Annotated in this window: 23 protein-coding genes; 6 read left to right on the forward strand and 17 right to left on the reverse strand. The window is 60.2% G+C overall.

What is annotated here, in order from left to right:
* From WJW29_RS14935 to WJW29_RS14990, 12 genes are all read right to left on the reverse strand, one after another.
* Positions 1–185 (reverse strand): transposase (locus WJW29_RS14935; RefSeq protein ID WP_146772423.1); only part of this gene is annotated, 185 nt, incomplete at its 3' end.
* Positions 186–271: 86 nt separating this feature from the next.
* The gene (locus WJW29_RS14940) at positions 272–1324 is read right to left on the reverse strand and encodes an acyltransferase (protein WP_011257669.1); all 1053 of its coding nucleotides are present in this window, start codon (positions 1322–1324) and stop codon (positions 272–274) included.
* Positions 1325–1329: 5 nt separating this feature from the next.
* Positions 1330–2484 (reverse strand): glycosyltransferase, encoded by a 1155-nt coding sequence (locus WJW29_RS14945; protein WP_228329682.1) that lies wholly within the window; start codon positions 2482–2484, stop codon positions 1330–1332.
* Positions 2484–2774, reverse strand: coding sequence for a hypothetical protein (locus WJW29_RS14950; RefSeq protein WP_024744691.1), 291 nt, complete (start codon positions 2772–2774; stop codon positions 2484–2486). The genes WJW29_RS14945 and WJW29_RS14950 overlap by 1 nt, the downstream gene beginning before the upstream one ends.
* 20 nt (positions 2775–2794) lie before the next feature.
* Positions 2795–4756, reverse strand: a complete 1962-nt coding sequence (locus WJW29_RS14955) for a glycosyltransferase (RefSeq protein WP_228329681.1) — start codon at positions 4754–4756, stop codon at positions 2795–2797.
* Positions 4753–5829, reverse strand: coding sequence for an SDR family oxidoreductase (locus tag WJW29_RS14960; RefSeq protein ID WP_011407605.1), 1077 nt, complete (start codon positions 5827–5829; stop codon positions 4753–4755). The genes WJW29_RS14955 and WJW29_RS14960 overlap by 4 nt, the downstream gene beginning before the upstream one ends.
* 34 nt (positions 5830–5863) lie before the next feature.
* Complete coding sequence (locus WJW29_RS14965; RefSeq protein ID WP_230455386.1) at positions 5864–6544, reverse strand: FkbM family methyltransferase; 681 nt, start codon at positions 6542–6544, stop codon at positions 5864–5866.
* A 166-nt stretch (positions 6545–6710) separates the two neighbouring features.
* Positions 6711–7904 (reverse strand): cystathionine gamma-synthase, encoded by a 1194-nt coding sequence (locus WJW29_RS14970; RefSeq protein WP_011257665.1) that lies wholly within the window; start codon positions 7902–7904, stop codon positions 6711–6713.
* Between the two features lie 90 nt (positions 7905–7994).
* Positions 7995–9365, reverse strand: coding sequence for a pyridoxal-phosphate dependent enzyme (locus tag WJW29_RS14975; RefSeq protein WP_011407603.1), 1371 nt, complete (start codon positions 9363–9365; stop codon positions 7995–7997).
* A gap of 241 nt (positions 9366–9606) precedes the next feature.
* A complete protein-coding gene (locus WJW29_RS14980) occupies positions 9607–9825 on the reverse strand; it encodes a YdcH family protein (RefSeq protein WP_003484103.1) in 219 nt (72 codons plus the stop codon).
* Between the two features lie 341 nt (positions 9826–10166).
* The gene (locus WJW29_RS14985) at positions 10167–11057 is read right to left on the reverse strand and encodes a membrane protein (protein ID WP_011257662.1); all 891 of its coding nucleotides are present in this window, start codon (positions 11055–11057) and stop codon (positions 10167–10169) included.
* A complete protein-coding gene (locus WJW29_RS14990; protein WP_011407602.1) occupies positions 11054–11437 on the reverse strand; it encodes a DUF4398 domain-containing protein in 384 nt (127 codons plus the stop codon). Before WJW29_RS14990 ends, WJW29_RS14985 begins: the two co-directional genes overlap by 4 nt.
* Positions 11438–11535: 98 nt before the next feature.
* Here WJW29_RS14990 and WJW29_RS14995 point away from each other — a divergent pair, with 98 nt between their 5' ends.
* On the forward strand, positions 11536–12669 hold the full coding sequence (locus tag WJW29_RS14995; RefSeq protein WP_011407601.1) for a PilT/PilU family type 4a pilus ATPase: 1134 nt from the start codon (positions 11536–11538) through the stop codon (positions 12667–12669).
* 338 nt (positions 12670–13007) lie between these two features.
* Here the strand turns inward: WJW29_RS14995 and maiA are convergent, their stop codons facing one another.
* Positions 13008–13634 carry a maleylacetoacetate isomerase gene (gene maiA, locus WJW29_RS15000; protein ID WP_042464484.1) on the reverse strand — a complete coding sequence of 209 codons (627 nt, stop codon included), beginning with the start codon at positions 13632–13634 and terminating at the stop codon, positions 13008–13010.
* A gap of 43 nt (positions 13635–13677) precedes the next feature.
* Entirely contained in the window at positions 13678–14736 is a 1059-nt protein-coding gene (locus WJW29_RS15005) for a fumarylacetoacetate hydrolase family protein (protein WP_027703597.1), read from the reverse strand.
* Positions 14737–15046: 310 nt separating this feature from the next.
* On the opposite strand from WJW29_RS15005, the gene WJW29_RS15010 reads away from it, so the two are divergent.
* The 3 genes from WJW29_RS15010 to WJW29_RS15020 all read left to right on the forward strand — a co-directional run bounded on the left by WJW29_RS15010 (position 15047) and on the right by WJW29_RS15020 (position 17723).
* Positions 15047–16429 (forward strand): DEAD/DEAH box helicase, encoded by a 1383-nt coding sequence (locus WJW29_RS15010; RefSeq protein WP_011407600.1) that lies wholly within the window; start codon positions 15047–15049, stop codon positions 16427–16429.
* A 412-nt stretch (positions 16430–16841) separates the two neighbouring features.
* Positions 16842–17195 (forward strand): 6-carboxytetrahydropterin synthase QueD, encoded by a 354-nt coding sequence (gene queD, locus WJW29_RS15015; protein ID WP_027703598.1) that lies wholly within the window; start codon positions 16842–16844, stop codon positions 17193–17195.
* A gap of 192 nt (positions 17196–17387) precedes the next feature.
* Complete coding sequence (locus WJW29_RS15020) at positions 17388–17723, forward strand: phasin family protein (RefSeq protein ID WP_011407598.1); 336 nt, start codon at positions 17388–17390, stop codon at positions 17721–17723.
* Positions 17724–17837: 114 nt separating this feature from the next.
* Here the strand turns inward: WJW29_RS15020 and bioD are convergent, their stop codons facing one another.
* Positions 17838–18512 carry a dethiobiotin synthase gene (gene bioD, locus WJW29_RS15025; RefSeq protein ID WP_011407597.1) on the reverse strand — a complete coding sequence of 225 codons (675 nt, stop codon included), beginning with the start codon at positions 18510–18512 and terminating at the stop codon, positions 17838–17840.
* A gap of 324 nt (positions 18513–18836) precedes the next feature.
* On the opposite strand from bioD, the gene WJW29_RS15030 reads away from it, so the two are divergent.
* Both WJW29_RS15030 and WJW29_RS15035 read left to right on the forward strand, forming a co-directional pair.
* Complete coding sequence (locus tag WJW29_RS15030; RefSeq protein ID WP_011407596.1) at positions 18837–19319, forward strand: GAF domain-containing protein; 483 nt, start codon at positions 18837–18839, stop codon at positions 19317–19319.
* Complete coding sequence (locus WJW29_RS15035; RefSeq protein ID WP_011257653.1) at positions 19316–19714, forward strand: TfoX/Sxy family protein; 399 nt, start codon at positions 19316–19318, stop codon at positions 19712–19714. Before WJW29_RS15030 ends, WJW29_RS15035 begins: the two co-directional genes overlap by 4 nt.
* 311 nt (positions 19715–20025) lie before the next feature.
* Here the strand turns inward: WJW29_RS15035 and gph are convergent, their stop codons facing one another.
* Positions 20026–20676, reverse strand: coding sequence for a phosphoglycolate phosphatase (gene gph, locus WJW29_RS15040; RefSeq protein WP_011407595.1), 651 nt, complete (start codon positions 20674–20676; stop codon positions 20026–20028).
* A gap of 141 nt (positions 20677–20817) precedes the next feature.
* Positions 20818–21897, reverse strand: a complete 1080-nt coding sequence (gene dinB, locus WJW29_RS15045; protein WP_011407594.1) for a DNA polymerase IV — start codon at positions 21895–21897, stop codon at positions 20818–20820.
* Positions 21898–21936: the final 39 nt, after the last annotated feature.

Genomic DNA, 21936 nt, shown 5'->3' on the forward strand with positions numbered 1-21936 from the left:
TGGGCTGAGCGCACGTTCTGCGGGTGCACCCGCGCGGCCATGGGCTCCACGCTCTTGCGCCCTCCAGGCAGTAGCAACCCTTTCAGGTACCAGTGTGCGGGCTGTTTGCGATCCGCATGGGACAGGGCGGCAGCAACTACTTCCCCGTACTGTTCAAAACGCACTTCCAGTGACCTATTCAACACAGCTCTCCCACGCGGCCTGAAGGTCTTCCAATAGTGGCACAAAGATACGATTATTTGTAACACAGTGGAACTAATGGAAGACGCAATTACTCACCGGCCATAATCCTTTTTGGAGTACGTGGCTTTAGCCGCAAGGCAGGCTGCTCGATAAGATGCCAAGAAATCCAGGCCAATAGCCCAGTAATCGTGAGTGCTAGCGCGAGGCTTGTATTAAACGAAATACTTTCACCCCAAAGCCAAAATAGAGTTTGCTGCACTGGGAAAGCATAAATGTAAATACCGTAGGACATGTCACCGAAGCGGCCGAATCTTCTCATAATTGGAAAAGACAAGTTCCCCAAGACTACAAAGAAGAAAGGCGTAAACAAGAAGACCGCGATCAACTGATGGTCGTTTTGAAAAAGCAGCAAAAATGCTGTCATAACCACCAAAAAACTTGGAATAATTCGATTCCAACTCGACCATATCTCGCGAAAGTAGTGCAAGAGAACACCAGAGAAGAAGAAAGTGGCGAATTCTATTTCATGTACTCTTCCACCACCAGCCCGGAATACATTTTCAGCGTCATGATAGCCATAGTAATAAACAGCTAAGGCTGCCGTGGCAGCTAGAAGCACCCAGCGCCAGCGCAATACACCAATTACTCCTAGAATGGCGAGGTAGCCATAGCAATGCACCTCTATTGGAATAGTCCAAAGCACCCCGTTGGGAATATAAGGAACCGCACTATCTGGAAACACACCTTGCAAAAATGGCTGCACTTGAAACAGCATGGTTTTGAAATAAGTCCAAGTTAACTCATTTAAGAAGTATTCCTTAAGAGAAAGCGTCGTAACAGCTGGCCCGAGTAAAAATGCACACAAAATAAGGACGCAAAGCATACCCGGCCAGATACGAAGCAATCGCCGATAAGTGAAACGGACAAGACTAGGATCACGCTGCCAACTCTGCGCAACTAAAAAACCACTAATCGAAAAGAAAATAAAGACCCCATAACCACCCAAGGTCTGGAATTGAAGTACCAGTGGTTCTGGCAGCTTGGCCAAAGCAAAATGATGGCTCACCAGCACGCTGGTAGCGGCAACAATGCGAATAAAATCAAAATTATTACTGCGGTGAGCCAACTCAGACTGAGCCATAGTATCTATACTCGCTCAGGATAATTACTGGTTCGGGTGTTAGTAACATTGGCGAATTCAGACTTCAACGCGGTAGCGAGAGCGCCAGAATCATACAAATTGACGGCAGTTGGGTCTTGACCGAAAAACTTGCGGATCTCCTGTCCCAGGTTCCGGCGACTCACCTGCATATCGAGCCTGAAGCCTCTGAATACCGCCTGTATATGATCATTAGCACCGTTTGGTGATAGCAAAATATTAACTTCGTCTTCGTTAGTCCGGTCGCGCCCAATCCAACCCACGTCTATCGAATAGCCAAATTGTTTACCAGCACTCCGCACAATATGAGAGATTGCATCATCATGCGCGCGCGAAAGCACGCCTGAGTGCACAAACGCTTCTACCTGATTGCGAAATTGAGGATAGCGAAGGTCGATGATGGCTTCATTTGCAGGCACGGTCGTTGCATTCGAGGAAACCAGACCTGCATCCAAATTCGATCCACGTCCGTGATGAAAAACATAAGTCCCAGGAGCCAACGCAATCCGATAGCCGGCTGCAAGGCTACGTAGGCTCCAATCGGTCTCCTCGCAATAGCCACGCCCGAAGCAGGGATCCATGATTCCCACCTTGCGAACAACATCAGTAGAAATCAAGATACAAAAAGAAATACCTGCGGGGATATCCATAACCGCGTCACCGAAATGACCTGCCAAAGTAGCATGCATCCAGTCAACTACATTCTGATCATGCAGATAACGATTAGGATCTTCGTTAGGCAACGAATATAGAGAAACGTTGTTCGACCAAGCAGTCACCGAACCCACATTATTTTGACGGGACGCTCGCAACATCTGTCCCATTAAGTCTCGGGGGTACAGAACATCTGAATTACTAATAACGACATAGTCGTAACCTCGCTTAACAGCCGTCAGCATTCCTAGACTGACATTGCGCGGGATACCGAGGTTGCGAGGAGTACAGTAATACATTACGCCACGCTCCTTACAGAACGCAGACAGCTCCTCACTCCAGCCGGGCTCGGGACTCGCGTCATCCAGGACTAATACATCTATTTGTGCTTCCTGCTGATCTAGGCGCAGCGCACTTTTGATTGCGGCAGGTACGAATGCCCGCCCGTTATACACCGTGATGCAATGAAGAATACGAGGACGGTCCATTACAGACACCGACGCAGCTTACTGCTAAACATCGAAGCAAACTTCACCAAACGCGATGCACGTATCTGCGCATAACGATTATGGACATCGTCGTAGCCCTCAAAATTGGTGACTGAGTACGAAATGGGCGCTGCACCGATACGTAAGCGCTCCAATTCCGATCGAGTCTGGATCAGCTCCCGACTCATAGAGGTCAGACGCGAAGTGAGGTCCATCACGCGTGCATTGGCTACTTCGAAGTCAATGAGTGCTTGTTCAAGCGATATTTGATCAAGGTCAGTCGTATTCATATTTTAAACCTCTGGAAATATTAGTTTCGCGGCGCGGACGCAAGCGTTTGACGGTACGCCACGGTCAGATCGGCTGCAGTCGCACTCCAAACGAGGCGCCCACCGCTAGCAAGGACACGCTTGATATTTTTTCCGGCCAACTGGGGATCTTGCAATAACTGCTGGCAATGATCCGCCATGCGCAACGGATCCCAATCCTGAGGAAGTTCTGGCGAATCTATTAGCTCCCTAAGTGGGCCGAAGCTCACATGCGCCGTTGGGGTTCCCATAGAAGCAGCCTCAAACGGGACGAGGCCGAAGCCTTCCGCTGAGGTTGGATACAACACGATGCTGGCATGCCGCAATAACCAGTTCCTGACCGCACTACTTACATCTGGCATTATTACAAGTTGCTCTTCGTCAGCGCCCCAGCGGGCGACTGCTTCTTCTTGCCGAGAGCTTCCCTTGGCGACCACTGCACCAGCCATAACTAAGGCGATATTGTGGCCGCGTCGACGCAACTCTTTCCAAGCCAGGATAGCCAGGTCACGATTCTTATGGCTATAGCTCGCACCCAGTACCAACAAAAACTGCGCGGCAACCAGCCCCTTTTCGACGAGTGCCGGAGGCACTTTCTCCACATCTGTATCAGTCAGGTGGTCACCGCCGTTCTTCACCACATAAATTCGCTGGAGCTCAACCGCCAAACGCTCATCAATGATCGACTCGGAAGTATCATCAGAGATCGCCACGATAGCGTCAGAACGACCTGCGGCGATTTCGATGTTCCTCCGATATTCTAGCCAACGTTGACCTGTCTCATGATAGCTGCCGACGCGATAGGCAATAAGATCCTGCAAGGTAACAACAATGCGTTTGGACAGTTGACGCCAACGCTCCCAGGGAATCTGCCGATCTGGCTGGAAAGGACGATGCAAAATATCGACCTGTTCAGCTCCATGAAACATTAGATCAGTGGCATCGCAGATAGTCAGTTTTGATTGCAGAAGTAGGTCACGCGCATATGCGGGTAATATTCCATTAGGCACAGCAAGCACCACCCGACTAATATCGTCACGCTTTAGCAGTGAGCGAACTAGCGCCAATGTTTGCACCTGTGTTCCCATCTCCATCGGACCCAAGCAGGAACCATCAATCAGAACGCGTAACCCTTGAATCTTGCTACGTGCGACATCCAGCGCGATTGCCAAAGCGCCTACTTTTGACGAACGTAGATGATCGTGCAATGCAGGAAAAGAGCCGTCATGCGCATGTAAGCGCTGTCGCGATCGAGGGTCATCACTTGCTTCAGTTGGGGCTCCGACGCTGCTCCACTGTGTAGTAACGTAAGAGCCCGCATCAAGCACGTGCCTAAAACCACGTCGTGCTGTCCTTAGAGCGAACTCGGCTAAGGATTCTGAAGGATTGGAGTCGCTTTCCGGATCGAATCCACCGACGGCTCTGATTACGCGCGCATTGACCAACACCACTGCACCTACTGGAACCTGTAGTGATACCGGGCCACTGTCAGGCGACGCATCACGAAGCGTTCTACAGACACCAGACTCATCCATTCCAGGAATCCCATAGGGAGTCGGCGAATTGCGATGCGGAAAACTCAGTGCACCAGCAGCATTGGATAGAAACGAAACGGTCCCAATACGCTGGTCATTCTGCATCCATTCTAATGCTCGATCTAGGAGTTCCACCGGCACTACAACAGGCGAAACAGCGATCAAAATAGCTTCTATTGAGGAGCGTTCGCTGATGATAGCGGTAACGGCTGCCGACAATGTCCAAGCCGCGCTGATCCGCGCCTTACTGCCGTTAAAATCGCGGGAAGCACTGACATTGTCCCAAGCAACGATTTCACACTCGCAGCTGCCTCTCAGTTCCAACAATGACCGCACTGAGTCTATCCAATCCCGTGGAGCACCAGTCATCGCAGCCACAGAGACAACGCCCACCTCTTCTTTTTGCGTTTTCTCGTCAAACGAATTCATGCATAGCCCCGAGCGATCAGCCACTCGCCGACACGATTGGCGCCTTCCTGAAAATTTATACGAGCCTGCACACCAAGAGACTGTTCGAGAGGAGCACCATCCGCTACCGCCCAGCGCACATCGCCATCACGAAATTTCCCGCTGATTTGCGGATCCGGCGCACCGTGCATAGCAGCGATCGACTTTGCAGCCTCGGCGATCGTAGTAACGACGCCGCTACCAACATCTAGCGTACGCAAGCCAGCGGGTGGCTGACGCAGACCTGCCATCAAGGCGACTACTACATCATCGATAAAGACGAAATCACGCCCGATTTCGCCATCCTCATAAATTTCTAGCGTCTGGGCTTTCCGCGCCATACGATGAAACAGCGTGATAATACCCGTGTATGAATTGAATGGCGATTGGCCGGGGCCATAGACATTCTGAAGCCGGAATACCGACAGCGGAACCTGCATGGCGCCACACCACGCAGCAAGAATATGTTCTTGAGCAAGCTTAGTTGCTCCATATACGCTAGTGGGATTAGGAAAAACAGTATCCGCACGGTGCGACAACGGGGAAGCAGCCCCCCTACCAGACGGCGATAGTGGATTCCACTGTGAACGCGCCAGCACTTCATGCGAACGTGGCGGTGGATAAAAGGTTGTGCCATTTGCATCCAACCATGCACCTTCACCGTAAACAGCTCGGCTAGACGCAAGCAAAACATGTTCAGGAACTAGTTTGCGTGCGGAAAACGCATCTAGCATTGCGGTGGTGCCTACCACGTTTACGTGTGCATGACGAGTGGCCTCGGTCAATGACTGACCGGTCCCTGTCTCCGCAGCCAAGTGGACGACAATGGTCGGCTGCCAATTTTCGAGCACTTGGCCCCAGGTGTTTTCTTCGGTAACGTCGCCAATGTGCAGGTGCGCCGCCTCGTCAAGCACCTCTGGTCGCTTGGACTCAGCATGAATCTGTGGATGAAGATTATCGATCGCAACTACTGGCAGACCAAATGCTTTGAGCTGGCCAGATAGCGCGCATCCGATGAAGCCGGCTCCACCGGTAACAATTACTGCCTTCTCCATTTTCGAATTTCCTGTATTTGTATTTTATCTTGCATCAAGCACGTAGCAGCAACAAATCTGCTTGCGCCATGGGACCGGCGGAACTGCAATAGCGCAGAATTTCCGCGTTGCTTGCCTCGTTCAACTGCCCATTTCTAATAAGCAAAATACGAAAGCCAAGTGATCGATAAACATCCAACACCATATCGGGCGCAAAATGCTCAGCAACGGCGAGATCGGGCCCGAACTCTACAACAATCCTGATACTTGGCGATCGACGAATGACGCCAACCATTCCACGTATCACGTCTAGTTCGGCACCCTGCACATCAATTTTTACAATACTCGCGTTCAGATCAGGATATAGCTCATCCAGGCTAATGAGAGGCGCCACAGTACTCGCAAAATTTCCTTCTACACCACGGGTGTCACCTAGATTATTAACCGCTGTTTCCAGCGCCACTGTCCCACGACTGGATCCAAGCGCGCATGAATGGAGCTGGATGCGGGCACCATAAGTCCAAGCATTGAGCGCAAGAACGTCGTGAATAAGCGGTTGCGGCTCGAAGGCATACGTCTTCAGACTCGGAAAGTGCTTAGACAACAGGCACGAGAAATAACCGACGTTAGCGCCAATATCGATGAATAAGCCGTCCTTATGGCTTGCACAACACTCCAGAAGGACCTGACCGACATGCGGATCCCAGCGACCACTATTGCGCGCATACTCGCGCATCACTTGGTCTGCTACCGGAAACCAAAGTTCCCCAGCATCCGTGGCCACTCGCTCTAGCGGCCAATTACTGGTTCCCCGCGGTATCGTAGTAGGCCTTGTATTTGAAAAATTCTTTAGCACAAACTACCTCCAGCAACAGATACAGCACCATATAACAATAAACGCCTCAATTTTGATTCACCAACGCCCGCTCCAAATCCCCACGCAAATCCCCAAGATCCTCGATTCCCACGCTCAACCGCACCAGCGCATCGCTGATGCCGAGCTGCTCGCGGCGGGCAACGGGGATGGAGGCGTGCGTCATGACGGCGGGATGGTTCACCAGGCTTTCAACACCACCGAGCGATTCGGCCAGGGTGAACAGCTCGGTCTTCTCGCAGAAACGCTTGGCTGCGTCGAAGCCGCCCTTGAGGACGATGGAGACGATGCCGCCGAAGCCGGACATCTGGCGTTTCGCGAGCACATGCTGCGGGTGCGAGGCCAGGCCGGGGTAGATCACCTTTTCGATGGCGGGGTGCGTTTCCAGCCATTGCGCCAGCGCCAGGGCATTTTCGCAGTGCGCGCGCATGCGCAGCGGCAAGGTCTTCAATCCGCGTAGCGCGAGGAAGCTGTCGAACGGGCCTTGCACGCCACCGATGGAGTTCTGCAGGAACGCCATCTGCTCGGCGAGCTCGGCGTTGTCGCCCACCACCGCAATGCCGCCCACCATGTCCGAGTGGCCGTTGAGGTACTTGGTGGCCGAGTGCACGACGAGGTCGGCGCCCAGGCTGAGCGGGCGCTGCAGCATCGGCGAGGCAAAGGTGTTGTCGACCACGGTCAACAGGCCATGCTTGCGCGCGATCACCGCAATGGCGGCGATGTCGACCAGCTTGAGCATCGGGTTGGTCGGCGTTTCGATCCACACCATCTTGGTGTCTGCGCGGATCGCCGCCTTAAACGCGGCCGGGTCGGTCAGGTCGACGAAACTGAAATCCAGGCCGGCGGTGCGACGGCGCACGCGCTCGAACAGGCGGAAGGTGCCGCCGTACAGATCGTCCATCGCCACCACGTGGCTGCCGGCATCCAGCAACTCCATCACGGTGGAAGTGGCAGCCATGCCGGAGGCGAACGCGAACGCGCGCGTGCCGCCTTCCAGTGCGGCCACGCAGCGCTCGTAGGCGAACCGCGTCGGGTTATGTGTGCGCGAATACTCAAATCCCTGGTGTTCGCCGGGGCTGGATTGCGCATACGTGGACGTGGCGTAGATCGGCGGCATCACTGCGCCGGTGCTGGGATCCGGCGACTGCCCTCCATGGATCGCCAGCGTTGCAAGCGACAGCGCGCGATCGCCGTCATGGCTATGAGTGGTGCGGTTGGACATGGAGGTTCCCGGAAAAAGTGGGCGATTGTAACAAGCGGGTCTGAATGGCCCGTGCCGCGCGTCTCATCGAAACGCGCGGCTGCACGGGATTCACTGCACGCGACGGCGCAGGTAGTTGAGCAGGTCGATGCGGGTGATCAGGCCAAGAAACTGCTTGCCGTTCATGACGATGGCGACCTGGCCGCGGTCGAACACCGGCAACAGCGCTTCGATGGGCGATGCGACGTCCAGACGATCCAGCTTGCTCACCATGGCGGTGGAGATCGGGTCGCGGAAGCGCGCCTCGTCGCCATAGACATGCAGCAGCACGTCGCTCTCGTCGACGATGCCGACCAATTCGCCATCGTCGATCACCGGCAGCTGCGACACATCGTACAGTTTCATGCGCTGGTAGGCGGTGGTCAGCAGATCCTTCGGGCCCACCACCACGGTGTCGCGCTTGTTGTACGGGCGAAGGATCAGGTCGCGCAGATCGCCGTATTGCGGGCGCTCCAAAAAGCCGTTGTCGAGCATCCAGTAGTCGTTGTACATCTTCGACAGATACTTGTTGCCGGTATCGCAGACGAACACCAGCACGCGCTTGGGCGTGGTCTGCTCGCGGCAATACTTCAGCGCCGCGGCCAGCAAGGTGCCGGTGGACGAGCCGCCGAGGACGCCCTCTTTGGCCAGCAATTCGCGCGCGGTGTGGAAGCTTTCCGCATCGCTGATGGAATAGGCCTTCTTGACGCGCGAAAAGTCGGAGATGTCCGGCAAGAAGTCTTCGCCGATGCCTTCGACCAGCCAGCTGCCCGACTTTTCGCTGACCGTGCCTTCTTCGATGTACTGGGTCAGGATCGAGCCGACCGGGTCGGCCAGCACCAGTTCGGTGTGCGGCGAGGCGCTGGCGAAGGCGCGCGACAGGCCAGTCATGGTGCCGGAGCTGCCGCAGCCGAACACGATGGCGTCCAGCTGGCCGTCCATCTGCGCCAGGATCTCCGGGCCGGTGCCGAATTCGTGCGCGGCCGGGTTGTCCGGGTTGCCGAACTGGTTGATGAAGTAGGCCCCCGGCGTTTCGGCAGCGATCTTGGCGGCCAGGTCCTGGTAGTACTCCGGGTGGCCCTTGGCCACATCCGAGCGGGTCAGCACCACGTTGGCGCCCATGGCCTTGAGATTGAAGATCTTCTCGCGGCTCATCTTGTCCGGCACCACCAGGATCAACTGGTAGCCCTTCTGCTGCGCCACCAGGGCCAAGCCCAGACCGGTGTTGCCGGCGGTGCCCTCCACCAGGGTGGCGCCGGGCGTGAGATCGCCGCGCTGCTCGGCCGCTTCGATCATCGACAGACCGATGCGGTCCTTGATCGATCCGCCAGGATTACTCGCCTCCAGCTTGAGGAACAGCTCGCAGACGCCGGTGTCCAGGCGCTGGGCCTTGACGATCGGCGTGTTGCCAATCAGTTCGAGTACGGAGGAATGAATCGCCATCGGCATATCGTCGCTGCGCCACACGGGCTGGGCCGGTCATTATCCGACGAACAGCTGGGGAATGCGCATTCAGCCTTGAAACGATCATGCAGGCCGATGAAACGAACAAGCTCAACCACTGCGCAAACGTGCCACTGGACCGGAAACGCAGCACTGCAAACTAAAGACGCGGACGGTGGCAAGCCGACGAGGAGGCCGCCACCGCCCGCGGCGGTGAACTTGTTCTAACGGTGGGGAAGGATCAGTGCGTGAGCTGGTCGTACATCCGGGTGAGCTTTTCTTTGGCCTGCAACTTCTCGCGCTTCATCTGGCCCAAGGTGACGTCGTCGATCGGGAGCACCCCGAGTTCGGCATCCATGCATTTCTTGTTCAACAGCTTGTGACGTTGGTAGAGCTGCTTGAACTGGGGATCGGACTTCATCAATGCGTCGATTTCGGTCTGCGGTTGCCCTTCGAACATGGCGTTACCTCCTTCACTGAAACAAGAACGCCCCGGCCAGCAAAGGCACGGGGCGGAGCTTGGAAATGGAAGACCAACGCGTTGCACAGGCAGACACACGGGCGGAACCAGCAACAACCACTCCACCCTCTTGCATTGTTGCGTGCCTTTGCGTCACTGGCGCGGCCCTCCGTACTTCCCGGGCAGCGGAGTTGCTGCCCGGAGATACGACCCTACGCCGGTCGCGGAGGGGGTTCAAGACCGAAACAGCCACATTTGCCGTTCATTGTCGCAATTGGTGACTGCGGTTCAACCAAGCGTCATGCCCCGGTTAAAAGGCTTTAACTTCCAATCACTTGCCGTCAGGGCGCGACAACGACCTCGGCCGCACGGGTCTTGTTGGCCGCGCCTTTGGTACCGGTGACCTGCAGCCGCGAGGCCGCCACCCCGCCCGCCACCAAGGCATCGCGTAGTGCTTCGGCACGCTTCTTCGCGGTGGCTGCGTCGTTGTCGAACCCGACGATGCTGACCCGGCCCTTCTTGCCGATGTTCAGATATTCGGCCAAGGCCTTGGCCTGCCCGGCGGCATCGCCGGACAGCGCCGCCTTGCCACCGAAGGCGCCACTGCCCAGCGAGAACACTTCGCCACGGCTGTCGAACTTGGCAGCCGGCAACTTGGCCCCGGCCACCAGCTCGGCTTCCTCATGCGCCAGCTGTACTGCCTTCTGCTGGGCCGCGTTGAGCTTGGCGGTCTGCCTACCGGCCACGCTGGTCAGCGCCAGCTCGGCGTCCTGCCGGGCAAGCGCCTCCTGTTCGGCGGACTGGCGTGCCTGCTCGGCGGCCTCGGTCTGGATCTGCGCCTGCACGCGCAGACGTTCTGCCTCCTGGCGCGCACGCGCAGCGTCGCGGCGACTGGCTTCGATCAGCAAGTCGTTGCGCGTACCTTCCAGCCGGTCCAGCTCACGCCGTGCCAGCGCGGTACGGGCAGTGAGTTCGGCGATCTCGACCCGGCGATCGGCCAGAAACACCAGCTCGTCGCGGTCGCGCCGCTTGGCTTCGGCCAGCGCAGCGACGCTCTGCTGCGCCTGCAGCCGTTCGAAGCGGGCCAGCTCGTTGGTTTGCGGATCGTTTTGCAGCGCGGCCAGACGCCGGTTGAGCGCGTCGGCCTGCGGGTCGTCCTTGGCCGCCATCGCCAGCGGCGGCAACGCAGCCAGGCTCAAGACACCGAGATAGAGCAGTGGGCGCAGTTTCATCGGCCGCTCTCCCCGGTGTTGAGTGTGCTCTGCAACTGCGCCACTTCCTTCTTGCGCTGTTCCAGTTGGGCGGTGACCACCGCCTCTTCGCTGCGTGCCTTGGCCAGATCGGCGTCGGCAGCTGCGCGTAAAGCGATCTGGGGCACCTGCTTGCGCTGGCGCTTGTCAAGTTGCGCCTGCTGGGCCTGCATCAGTTCCTGGCGTGCCAGGTTGACCAGATCCGGGGCGTATTGGTCGGCATCGGCCTGCGTGGCGCGTTGCACGGCCTGTTCGGCAGCGGTGAGCTCCGGTGCCACCTGGGCGGCGGCCGGAGAGGAAAGAACGATGAAACAGGCGATGCCATACAGGGATCGCCGCAAGTATGCGAAGCTAGCCGTCATTAGGGGAGCCGTAGCGAGAAGTCTCGAGCACGGCCATTGTCGGAAGCCTGCGGCGGACTTGCAACGAGACGCTGCTGTTTGTTGGGGAACCATTGCGCATGGATATCGGCTACTTCCTGAAGCTGATGACCGAAAAGAATGCCTCGGACATGTTCTTGACCACCGGCGCGCCGGTGCACATCAAGATCGAAGGCAAGCTTTACCCGCTCGGCAATACGGGATTGCCGCCGGGGATGGTCAAGAAAATCGCTTACTCACTGATGGACGAGGGCCAGGTGCCGCAGTTCGAGCGCGAACTCGAACTCAACATTGCCATCGCCCTGCCCGACGCCGGCCGCTTCCGCGTGAACGCGTTCAAACAGCGCGGTGAGGTAGGCATGGTGATCCGTGCCATTCGCAGCCGGATCCCCAGCATCGAAGAGCTCCACCTGCCACAGGTGCTCAAGGACATCATCATGGCCCCGCGCGGGCTGGTGCTGGTGGTGGGCTCGACCGGCTCGGGCAAGTCGACCTCGCTTGCCGCGATGATCGACCACCGCAACAGCACAACCACCGGGCACATCCTCACCATCGAGGACCCGATCGAATATCTGCACAAGCACAAGATGTCGATCGTGAACCAGCGCGAGGTGGGCCTGGATACCCATGCTTTCCAGAGCGCGCTGAAGAATGCGATGCGCGAGGCGCCGGACGTGATCCTGATCGGCGAGATCCTGGACGCCGAGACCATGGAGGCAGCGATCGCCTTCGCCGAAACCGGCCACCTGTGCCTGGCCACGCTGCACTCCAACAATGCCGACCAGACCATCGAGCGTATCCTCAATTTCTTCCCGGAAAGCGCGCACAATAACGTGCTGATGAACCTGGCGCTCAACCTGCGCGCGGTCATCTCCCAGCGTCTGGTCAAGGGCCTGGACGGCCGTCGCCGCCCGGCCACCGAAGTACTGCTCAATACGCCGATGATCCGCGACCTGCTACGCCGCGGCCAGGTGCACGAGGTCAAGCAGGCGATGGAAGAGTCGCTGGAAGAAGGCATGCAGACCTTCGACCAGTGCCTGTTCCGCATGGTGAAGTCGGGCGAAATCGAGCAGGAAGAAGCGCTGCGTGCCGCCGACTCGCGCGACGGCCTGGCGCTGAAGTTCCGTCTCTCCGAAGACGGCTCCGGCGAGCACGACCCGTACGCGGATTACGAAACGCCGGCTGCGCCGAAGATCAGCCACGGGTTTATTTAAGCGGCCTTGTCGCTGGTTCCGGCCAGCGACTGACCGCGTTGGTACTGATCGATTGACGTATTGATGGATGCGTCCGGTCGCGCAGCGATCGCGACTTGCCTTTATCCGCTACCGCATCCCCCTTCTTGCGATCGCGGAGGAAGGGAGGCAAACGCGTCTTGCGTGCCTTCAAAGCCTGCCTTGAGGCGAGTGCCAGTTCTATGTTGATGACAGACCTAGCGCCGGGCTGACCGCGACTTTAAAGAACGGCGCACAATCCGCGTTTGCTATCGCAGCACCGGTGAAGCTGCCCGCAGCACAGAGGAGAGGGTCCTACCTACCCTCTCTTACCCTCCGCCTCACACCACTGCATCAATCTGCATTTCCGGCCGCGCGGCATCGAACGCCGGCAGTGCCAGGCAGGCCTGTTCAATACGCTGCAGGGTGGGATAAGGCGCAAGATCTACTTCGAACCGGCGCGCGTTATAGAGCTGCGGAATCAACACGCAATCGGCCAAGCCCGGCGTGTCGCCATGGCAGAAGCTTGCGGTGTACGGTTCGTTGGCCAGCTGCAGTTCCAGCGCCGCAAACCCTTGCTGCATCCAGTGCTGCATCCAGTGCAGGCGCTGCGCGGCATCGCGTTGCCACTCGCGCTCGAGCAACTGCATCACGCGCAGGTTATTGAGCAGGTGCACATCGCAGGCGATGGCTTGGGCAAGTGCGCGCACACGGGCGCGTTCGGACGGTGCTGCCGGCAGCAGCCGCGCACTGTATGGAAACGCTTCTTCCAGATACTCCAGGATCGCCAGCGACTGCGGAACCACCACTGCGCCGTGGCGCAGCGTCGGAACCAACTGCTGTGGATTGAGCTGCGCGTACGCGGCGGCATGCTGCTCGCCGCCATCGCGCACCAGATGCACCGGGTGCGTGACGTACGCCAGCGCCTTTATGTCCAGCCCAATGCGCACGCGATAGGGCGCGCTCATACGCCAGCCTGACTGCAGACGCTCATGGAAGGTGAGCAACCGGTCATGGCAGCGGCTGCCGCTCAACGCGCTGTTCGATCGCGCCGAAGATGCTGACGCCGCTGGCATCGAACATCTCGATCCGCACCACGTCGCCGAACGCCATGAATGGCGTGCTCGGCTTGCCGTCGCGCAGGGTCTCGATCACGCGCTGTTCGGCAAAACACGAGGCGCCCAGCGTGGTGTCCTGATTGGCGATGGTGCCCGAGCCCACGATCGTGCCGGCCGACAACGGACGGGTCTTGGCGGCGTGGGCGATCAGCTGGGCGAAATCGAACTGCATGTCGTTGCCGGCTTCGGGAGCGCCGAACCAGGCGCCGTTGATGTGCGTCACCAGCGGCAGATGCACCTTGTTGTCGCGCCAGGCATCGTCCAGCTCGTCGGGGGTGACGAACACCGGCGACAGCGCCGAACGCGGCTTGGATTGCACGAAACCAAAGCCCTTGGCGAGTTCGGCCGGAATCAGGTTGCGCAGCGAGACATCGTTGACCAGCCCCACTAACTGGATATGCGCGGTCGCCTGCTCGGGCGAGGCGCCCATCGGCACATCGTCGGTGATGACCACAATCTCCGCTTCCAGGTCGATGCCGTAGTCCTCGCTGATCACCTTGATGCCGTCGCGCGGGCCGTAGAAGCCGGCGCTGGTGGCCTGGTACATCAACGGGTCGGTGTAGAAGCTTTCCGGCACGTCGGCATTGCGCGCGCGACGTACCCGTTCCACATGCGGCAGGTAGGCGCTGCCGTCGACGAATTCGTAGGCGCGTGGCAGCGGGGCCGCCAAAGCCTGCATCTCCAGGTCGAAGACCCCGTCGGCACTGCCGTCGTTGAGCGAGGCCGATAAGGCGTTCAGGCGCGGCGCGACGTTGCTCCAGTCTTCCAGCGCGCGCTGCAGCGTGGGCGCGATGCCGGTGGCGCGCACGGCGGTGCGCAGATCGCGCGAAACCACGATCAGGCTGCCGTCGCGGCCGCCGTCCTTCAAGGAACCTAGCTTCATGACCATCCTGTGCTGTGGCTGATCGGGAGATTGTACGGCCTGAAGCAACAGTGGTTGCATATGAAACAGATGGCCGTTACCACAACTGCGGTGACGGAATTTTGTGCAGCGCGCCAAACGCGAGTACACTTGCCGGGTCTGCATGCGGCCGTCCGTTTCCCTTAGGGACAGCCGGCGAGACCAGGATCGACCGATCCGCTCGCCCGCCCCACCCGACGCCTTTCGTGGTGCCGACAAACCCATCGTTCCTTGATCGGGTTGATCCACCATCTCGCAGCGCGGTTCACGGGAACGCTCCGAGCCTCACTTGCTTTTGCATCTGCAATGCGTTTGCGCTCCGGGCCTGGCTTGGTGGCGACGCTTTACCTGGAGCTTCCTGATGTCTTTTGAATCCCTGGGCCTTGCGCCCTTCCTGCTGCGCGCGTTGGCCGAGCAGGGCTATGAAACCCCCACTGCAATCCAGCAGCAGGCGATCCCGTTGGTGCTGGCCGGTCACGACCTGCTGGCCGGCGCGCAGACCGGTACCGGCAAGACCGCCGCCTTCGGCCTGCCGCTGCTGCAGCACCTGGGCACCTCGCCGCAGCCGGTCAACGGCCCGCGCAAGCCGCGCGCGCTGATCCTGACCCCCACCCGCGAACTGGCCACCCAGGTGCATGACAGCCTGCGCGGCTACAGCAAGTACCTGCGCATTCCCAGCGCAGTGATCTACGGCGGCGTGGGCATGGGCAACCAGCTCGACACCCTGCGCCGTGGCGTGGACCTGCTGATCGCCTGCCCGGGCCGGCTGATCGATCATATCGAGCGCCGCAGCGTGGACCTGTCCGGCATCGAAGTGCTGATCCTGGACGAAGCCGACCGCATGCTCGACATGGGCTTCTTGCCGTCGATCAAGCGCATCCTGACCAAGCTGCCGCGCCAGGACCGTCAGACCCTGCTGTTCTCCGCGACCTTCGAAGAGAACATCAAGCAGCTGGCGCTGGAGTTCATGCGCAACCCGATGCAGATCCAGGTCACCCCGAGCAACACCGTGGCCGAGAGCATCACCCACCGCGTGCACCCGGTCGATGGCGCGCGCAAGCGCGATCTGCTGCTGCACCTGCTGGCGCAGGACAGCCGCGAACAGACCCTGGTGTTCGCGCGCACCAAGCACGGCAGCGACAAGCTGGCGCTGTTCCTGGAGAAGTCGGGCATCAAGACCGCGGCCATCCACGGCAACAAGAGCCAGGGCCAGCGCATGCGTGCCCTGAGCGACTTCAAGGCCGGCCGCGTGACCGTGCTGGTCGCCACCGATATCGCTGCGCGCGGGATCGATATCGACCAGCTGCCGAAGGTCATCAACTACGACCTGCCGATGGTGGCCGAGGATTACGTGCACCGCATCGGCCGCACCGGCCGTAACGGCTCCACCGGCGAGGCGATCTCGCTGGTGGCGCAGGACGAAGCCAAGCTGCTGCGTCAGATCGTGCGCATGCTGGGCCGCGACGTGGAAATCCGCGACGTGCCGGGCTACGAGCCGCAGACGCCGATCCGTTGGGGCAACAGCGCACCGGGTCGCGCCGAGCAGCCGGGCGGCGATCGCGCCCCGCGCAAGAGCCACGCCCGTCGCCCGCATGGCGATGCACCGCGTCAGGCGCACGCGCATGCCGGCCCGAAGAAGCCGGGTGGCCAGCGCAGCGGCGGGCCGCGTCAGGCCAACGCTGGCCCGGGTGCAGGCCGTCGCGACGGCGGTCGCGGTGGTCAGCGTCCGAGCGGTACGCGCTAAGGAGGACAGCGCGCCCAGCCCATCGTCGGGGAGGTGATGCAGGGTCTGATTCAGGGTTTCTTGCAGAAGACGCACGGCAAAACGGGAGCGTTATGAACACGCCCCCCCCTTCCTACATCAAGCCAGCCATCTCAGCTTAACCGACTGGCATTGGCCTTCGGGGCAGCTTTTTTGTGGGCGATGCACGTGTCTCAGCAACCATGCTTTATCCGCGTGCGACCAGGCACCTCAAGAGCGCGGCAATGCCGCACCTTGGTGACGGACGCGATCGTCAGCGCGCCAGGCATTCGCGCAGCACTGCCTGCGGATGTGGCATGCAAGCGGCCACCATGGCTTCGTCGCGTTGCAAAAGCACCGCAGCGTTGCGCTTGCCGTCGGCTGCAGAGGGCCCAGCGCACTTACAATGCCGCGCATGGATATCTTCAAAGTCTTCACGCTCGAAGCCGCGCACCGGCTTCCCAACGTGCCGCCTGGGCACAAATGCGCGCGCCTGCACGGGCACTCCTTCCGGGTGGAGTTGCATGTCAGCGGCGAACCCGGCGCCGAGACCGGATGGATCATGGATTTCGGCGACATCAAGGCCGCCTTCCAGCCGATCTACGACCGCCTGGACCACCACTATCTCAACGATATCGAAGGGCTGGAAAACCCCACCAGCGAACGCCTTGCGATCTGGATCTGGCAGCAGCTCAAGCCGACGCTGCCGCAGCTCAGCGAGATCGTGGTGCATGAAACCTGCACCTCCGGATGTCGCTACCGCGGTTGATCGGTAGCGCAGTCCTCTGACATGAAGCCGCCCACTGGGCCGCTTTTATGATTTAAGGAACCAGCCAACCTATTGATCGAAAAGCACTTCTCAAGCCGTTTGGAAAATCTTCAGCAAGCGCGTTGCATCGCAGCGACAACGGCGTATGCTGCAACGCAACAAACGGTCACGGCCTTCCCCAAGGGGTTCGCAATGTCGGCGCAGTTCGAAAACCGCTTTACCAGTCAGTTCGCCTCTGCTGCTGCCCGTGCCAACCAGTTGGCATTTGAGACGCTGGAACAGAATATCAACGCCACGAGCAGTTTCTTCGGTGAGTTTGCGCAGGCGCGCGATCTAGGTGCCTACCAGATGCTCTGGCCGAAAGGCTTGCAGGTGGCGCGCGACAACCTGGAACGTCTGGCCTCGGTCAATCAGGAAGTGGTCGGGCTGGGGTTGAAGATGTCCAGCGAGCTTGGCCAATTCACCAAGCAGCAGTTCGACACCGGCAGCGAGACGGCCGGTGCGGCAGGCAAGACCCGGCGAAAGTAACGGCCACCAAAATTCAGCGACTTTGCATGGGTCCCTCCCCCCGTGCAATCCGGCCCGACAGATCCCTCCCTCTGTCGGGCTTTTTTATTGCCTGCACGCTGTGCTCAGCGGCATTTAGCGCGGCAGCTGCAGTCCCTGAGCCTGAGCAGCAGCCTCGGCGTCCGGCCGCCACGGGATCCGTCCCCAGCACGGCATTGCCAAACGCTGGCGCAGCATGCCGATGTTCTCTTCGACACGCTCCATCTGCGGGTCGACTTCATTGGCGATCCAGCCGATGCATTGCAGCCCATCGGCGGCAATGGCGGCAGCGGTAAGGCGCGCATGGTTGATGCAACCCAGCCGCACGCCGACCACCAGCACCACCGGCAGCTGCAATGCACGCACCAGATCGGCTTGATCCAACGTTGCGCTCAGCGGCGCGGCCCAACCACCGACGCCCTCCACCACCACGACCTCGGCCTGCGCGCGCAATTGCGCGAAGGCCTGCGTAATCGGCTCCAGCGACAGCGTCACGCCGACGTCAGCTGCGGCCAGTTCCGGTGCCAGCGGCGCAGGCAAGGCGTAGGGGTTGAGCGTAGCGTACGCCGGCTGCGGATTGCTGGCCGCCTGCAGCGCCAGCGCGTCTTCGTTGCGCCAGCCCTGCGGCGTGCGCTCGCAGCCGCTGGCGACCGGCTTCATGCCCACTGCGGTGTGGCCGCGTGCACGCAGCGCGTGCAGCAGCGCAGTGCTGCCCATGGTTTTGCCGATGCCGGTATCGGTACCGGTGACATAAAACGCCGGAGGCTGCATATGCCTGGTCCTGCGGCCGCGCCGCCATTGCCGTGAGGGCGCGCAGCATAACGCGCGCATTGGCCACGTTGTTGAAGCCGGTTGCTTCTGGCTTGTCTGCGGGGCGTGCTGCCCGTCAGCGGGTTGATCGGTGAGAAGGTGCCAACGCCCGCCTCCATAGGCAATGACCTGCGAGCGCTATAGCGGAGGTGCCGTGTTGCTCCGGATGACTTTGCGCGTCGTCTTGCCGGCAGTCCGCCCGACTTGGTGTGCCGACCGCAGGCCTTTGCGCGTGCCCTACGCAGTCGCAACCACGCTGCAAACAGCCGCTGCTAAACTTTGCCGATGTTCGCTACCTCTTCGCTGACCGGCAGCAAGCCGGAACAATATGCCCAGCTCACCGCCCAGGCCCAGGCACTGGTGCACGGCGAGCCGGACCGGATCGCCAACGCCGCCAATCTGGCCGCGCTGATCTTCCATTCGCTGCCCTCGCTCAATTGGGCCGGTTTCTACTTCTACGACGGCCGCGAGCTGGTGGTGGGGCCTTTCCAGGGTCTGCCGGCGTGCGTGCGCATTCCGCTGGACAAAGGCGTGTGCGGCGCGGCTGCGAGTACCCGGCAGAGCCAGCGCATCGCGGATGTGGATGCGTTCCCCGGGCATATCGCCTGCGATTCGGCATCGCGCTCGGAGCTGGTAATTCCACTTGTCAAAGGCGATACGCTGATCGGCGTGCTGGACCTGGACAGCCCGGAGCTGGACCGCTTCGATGCCGACGACCAACGTGGCCTGGAAGCAATCGCGCAGCTATTTGTGGACGCGCTGGCGTGACCACCGAGCGGATGCGCAACATCGGCCCGAAGAGCGCAGCGTGGCTGCGCCAGGTCGGCCTGCGCACGCGGCAGGACCTGCAGGAGGTGGGTGCAGTGGGCGCGTTCGTCAAGGTGCGACGCGCTGGCTTCAAGCCCAGCCTCAATCTGCTGTATTCGCTGGAAGGCGCGTTGGCCGATTGTCATTGGCAGGATGTGCCGGAAGCGCGACGCCATGCGTTGCTGGCCGAATACGAAGCCGCTAGCGCACTGCTGCCGGTGCGCGGCCGCGCCGTGGGCGGGCCAGTGGAAACCGTGCACTATGCGCGCGCCGATAACGACGATACGCACGGCGATGCGGATACCACGCCTGACTTCGATGACGTGGCGGATGCAGACCAAGCTCGGGACGATTGAGTTAGCTGCCAGTGTTCGGTGATCGGTTGATGGTTGGTGCAGTACGGCCTTGTCTGGCCCCATGCGCGCGCTGATGCATGCAGCATTGCCTCGCCATCACGTCCCCTTTTGAAGCCCGCCGCGCGGCATTGCTCGATCACATGAACGGATTGGCTGTGCGTGGCTCATCGCGGTGACGCCGATGACGGTGGCCGCTCCGCGAAACAGGCGCGTGTTCAACAGTGATCCGCTTGGTGCCGATGCCTGATCTTGAGACTGCTGCAATAGTCCACGCTGGCGCTGCGTCGGTTGACGCGTTACGTGATCGCACGTTACTTCAACGCAAGCAGCTCGCGCATGTCGTCGATGATGGCCACCGCACCGGAGGTCTGCACATCGAAGCCGCGCAGGTAACCGTAACGCACCATCGCCAGCGGCATGTTCGCGGCGTTTGCAGCCGCGGCGTCGGTGGCCGAATCGCCGACCATCAGGCAGTGTTGTGGGCTGCGCTGGAAGTGTCTGGCAAGCTGCAGCAGCGGTGCCGGGTCGGGCTTGCGCTGCGGCAAGGAATCGCCGCCCAGCACACTGCTGAAATGCGCGGCGATGCCCAGATGGTCCAGCAACGGCGCGATAAAACGCGAGGGTTTGTTGGTGCATAGCGCCAGCGTGGCGCCGGCATCGCGCAAGCCCGCCAGCGCTTCGGCAACGCCGGGATATAACGGTGGGTTGTGCAGCAGGCTCGCTTCGTAATGGCGCATCATCACCGGCATTGCCGCATCGACGTTGCGCGTACTGCCGACGTCGCGCAATGCGGTGGCAAGCAACACGTGCACGCCTTCGCCGATCCAGCTGCGGATCCTAGCTTCGCTGAACTGCTGCAGCCCCAGCTCCTGCAAGGTGCCGTTGAGCGCCTCGGCGATATTGGGCGCGCTGTCCACGAGCGTGCCGTCCAGATCGAAGATCACCAGCGAATACGGAAACATTCGGACGGCCTCGTGTGTGGGGAGCCGCAGTGTACGCAGTGCCGGATGCAGCGCGCACACTGTGGAGCGCTTTGGATTGTTCGCTGAGCGCGTCGATACAGTCAGCGACATATGTAGCCCGTCATGCCCGGTGGATGGCACTCACTCGGCCTGGGGAATTTCGCCAAACAGCTGCCCCTGCACAGCGCCTTCTTCGACATTGCTGAAACCGCTCAGGCCAACACCGACCAGGCGATAGCGCGTCTGCGCAGGCAGCTCCACACGGCGGGTCAGTGCCAGCGCGATCTGTGCCAGCGCCTCCTGCGACACAGGCGGCTGCTCAGGCGTGCAGGAGCGGGTCAGGATACGGAAATTGGAGGTCTTCAACTTCAGCACCACCGTGCGGCCGATACGCTCGGTGCGGCGTGTGGCCAGCCAGGTTTTTTCGGCCAGGCGCAGGATGTGCGTATCCAAGGCATCAAGCGCGAGATCTTCGCTGAAGGTGTCTTCCGAGGAAACCGACTGCACGTCCTGATCCGGCTCGACCGGGCGTTCGTCGATGCCGCGCGCGCGGCGGTACAGGCTTTGCCCGAAACTGCCGAAATGCGCCTGCAGTTCTTCCAACGGGCGCAGGCGCAGATCGGCCACGGTGACGATGCCCAGTGCCGCCAGCTTGCCATCCATCACCTTGCCCACGCCGGGAATGCGATTGACCTTGAGCGGCAGCAAGAATGCGTCGATGCGACTGGGCGCGATCACGAACTGACCATCGGGCTTGCGCCAATCGGACGCGATCTTGGCCAGGAACTTGTTCGGCGCGATACCGGCCGATGCGGTGAGCTCGGTTTCTTCGCGAATCTGCGTGCGGATCAGCTGCGCGATCTCGGTGGCCAGCTGCATGCCGGTTTTGGCTTGCGTGACATCCAGATAGGCCTCGTCCAGCGACAGCGGCTCGACCAGATCGGTATGCCGGTGGAAGATCTCGCGCACTTGCCGCGATACCGCCTTGTAGCGCACAAAATCCGGCGGCACGAAGATCGCATTCGGGCACAGACGCTCTGCGCGCACGGCTGGCATCGCCGAGCGAATGCCGAAGGTGCGCGCTTCGTAGGAGGCTGCGCACACCACCGAGCGCGCACCGCGCCAAGCCACCACCACTGGCTTGCCGCGCAGGCCAGGGTCGTCACGTTGCTCCACGGACGCGTAGAACGCATCCATGTCCACGTGCACGATCTTGCGCATCAAGCGGGTTTCTCTGTCGCAGGCCTGCACCCATGATAA

This window comes from Xanthomonas sp. JL1, from assembly GCF_038405005.1.

Bases quoted from the DNA above. Each gene is read 5' to 3' on its own strand.
- WJW29_RS14960 (WP_011407605.1), bottom strand. From the start codon at position 5,829: ATGGAGAAGGCAGTAATTGTTACCGGTGGAGCCGGCTTCATCGGATGC.
- WJW29_RS14990 (WP_011407602.1), bottom strand. From the start codon at position 11,437: ATGACGGCTAGCTTCGCATACTTGCGGCGATCCCTGTATGGCATCGCC.
- WJW29_RS15020 (WP_011407598.1), top strand. From the start codon at position 17,388: ATGTCGGCGCAGTTCGAAAACCGCTTTACCAGTCAGTTCGCCTCTGCT.
- WJW29_RS14945 (WP_228329682.1), bottom strand. From the start codon at position 2,484: ATGGACCGTCCTCGTATTCTTCATTGCATCACGGTGTATAACGGGCGG.
- WJW29_RS14995 (WP_011407601.1), top strand. From the start codon at position 11,536: ATGGATATCGGCTACTTCCTGAAGCTGATGACCGAAAAGAATGCCTCG.
- queD (WP_027703598.1), top strand. From the start codon at position 16,842: ATGGATATCTTCAAAGTCTTCACGCTCGAAGCCGCGCACCGGCTTCCC.
- WJW29_RS14955 (WP_228329681.1), bottom strand. From the start codon at position 4,756: ATGAATTCGTTTGACGAGAAAACGCAAAAAGAAGAGGTGGGCGTTGTC.
- WJW29_RS14940 (WP_011257669.1), bottom strand. From the start codon at position 1,324: ATGGCTCAGTCTGAGTTGGCTCACCGCAGTAATAATTTTGATTTTATT.
- bioD (WP_011407597.1), bottom strand. From the start codon at position 18,512: ATGCAGCCTCCGGCGTTTTATGTCACCGGTACCGATACCGGCATCGGC.
- WJW29_RS15010 (WP_011407600.1), top strand. From the start codon at position 15,047: ATGTCTTTTGAATCCCTGGGCCTTGCGCCCTTCCTGCTGCGCGCGTTG.
- WJW29_RS14965 (WP_230455386.1), bottom strand. From the start codon at position 6,544: ATGCGCGAGTATGCGCGCAATAGTGGTCGCTGGGATCCGCATGTCGGT.
- WJW29_RS14985 (WP_011257662.1), bottom strand. From the start codon at position 11,057: ATGAAACTGCGCCCACTGCTCTATCTCGGTGTCTTGAGCCTGGCTGCG.
- WJW29_RS14950 (WP_024744691.1), bottom strand. From the start codon at position 2,774: ATGAATACGACTGACCTTGATCAAATATCGCTTGAACAAGCACTCATT.
- WJW29_RS14980 (WP_003484103.1), bottom strand. From the start codon at position 9,825: ATGTTCGAAGGGCAACCGCAGACCGAAATCGACGCATTGATGAAGTCC.
- WJW29_RS14970 (WP_011257665.1), bottom strand. From the start codon at position 7,904: ATGTCCAACCGCACCACTCATAGCCATGACGGCGATCGCGCGCTGTCG.
- WJW29_RS15030 (WP_011407596.1), top strand. From the start codon at position 18,837: ATGTTCGCTACCTCTTCGCTGACCGGCAGCAAGCCGGAACAATATGCC.
- WJW29_RS14975 (WP_011407603.1), bottom strand. From the start codon at position 9,365: ATGGCGATTCATTCCTCCGTACTCGAACTGATTGGCAACACGCCGATC.
- gph (WP_011407595.1), bottom strand. From the start codon at position 20,676: ATGTTTCCGTATTCGCTGGTGATCTTCGATCTGGACGGCACGCTCGTG.
- maiA (WP_042464484.1), bottom strand. From the start codon at position 13,634: ATGAGCGCGCCCTATCGCGTGCGCATTGGGCTGGACATAAAGGCGCTG.
- dinB (WP_011407594.1), bottom strand. From the start codon at position 21,897: ATGCGCAAGATCGTGCACGTGGACATGGATGCGTTCTACGCGTCCGTG.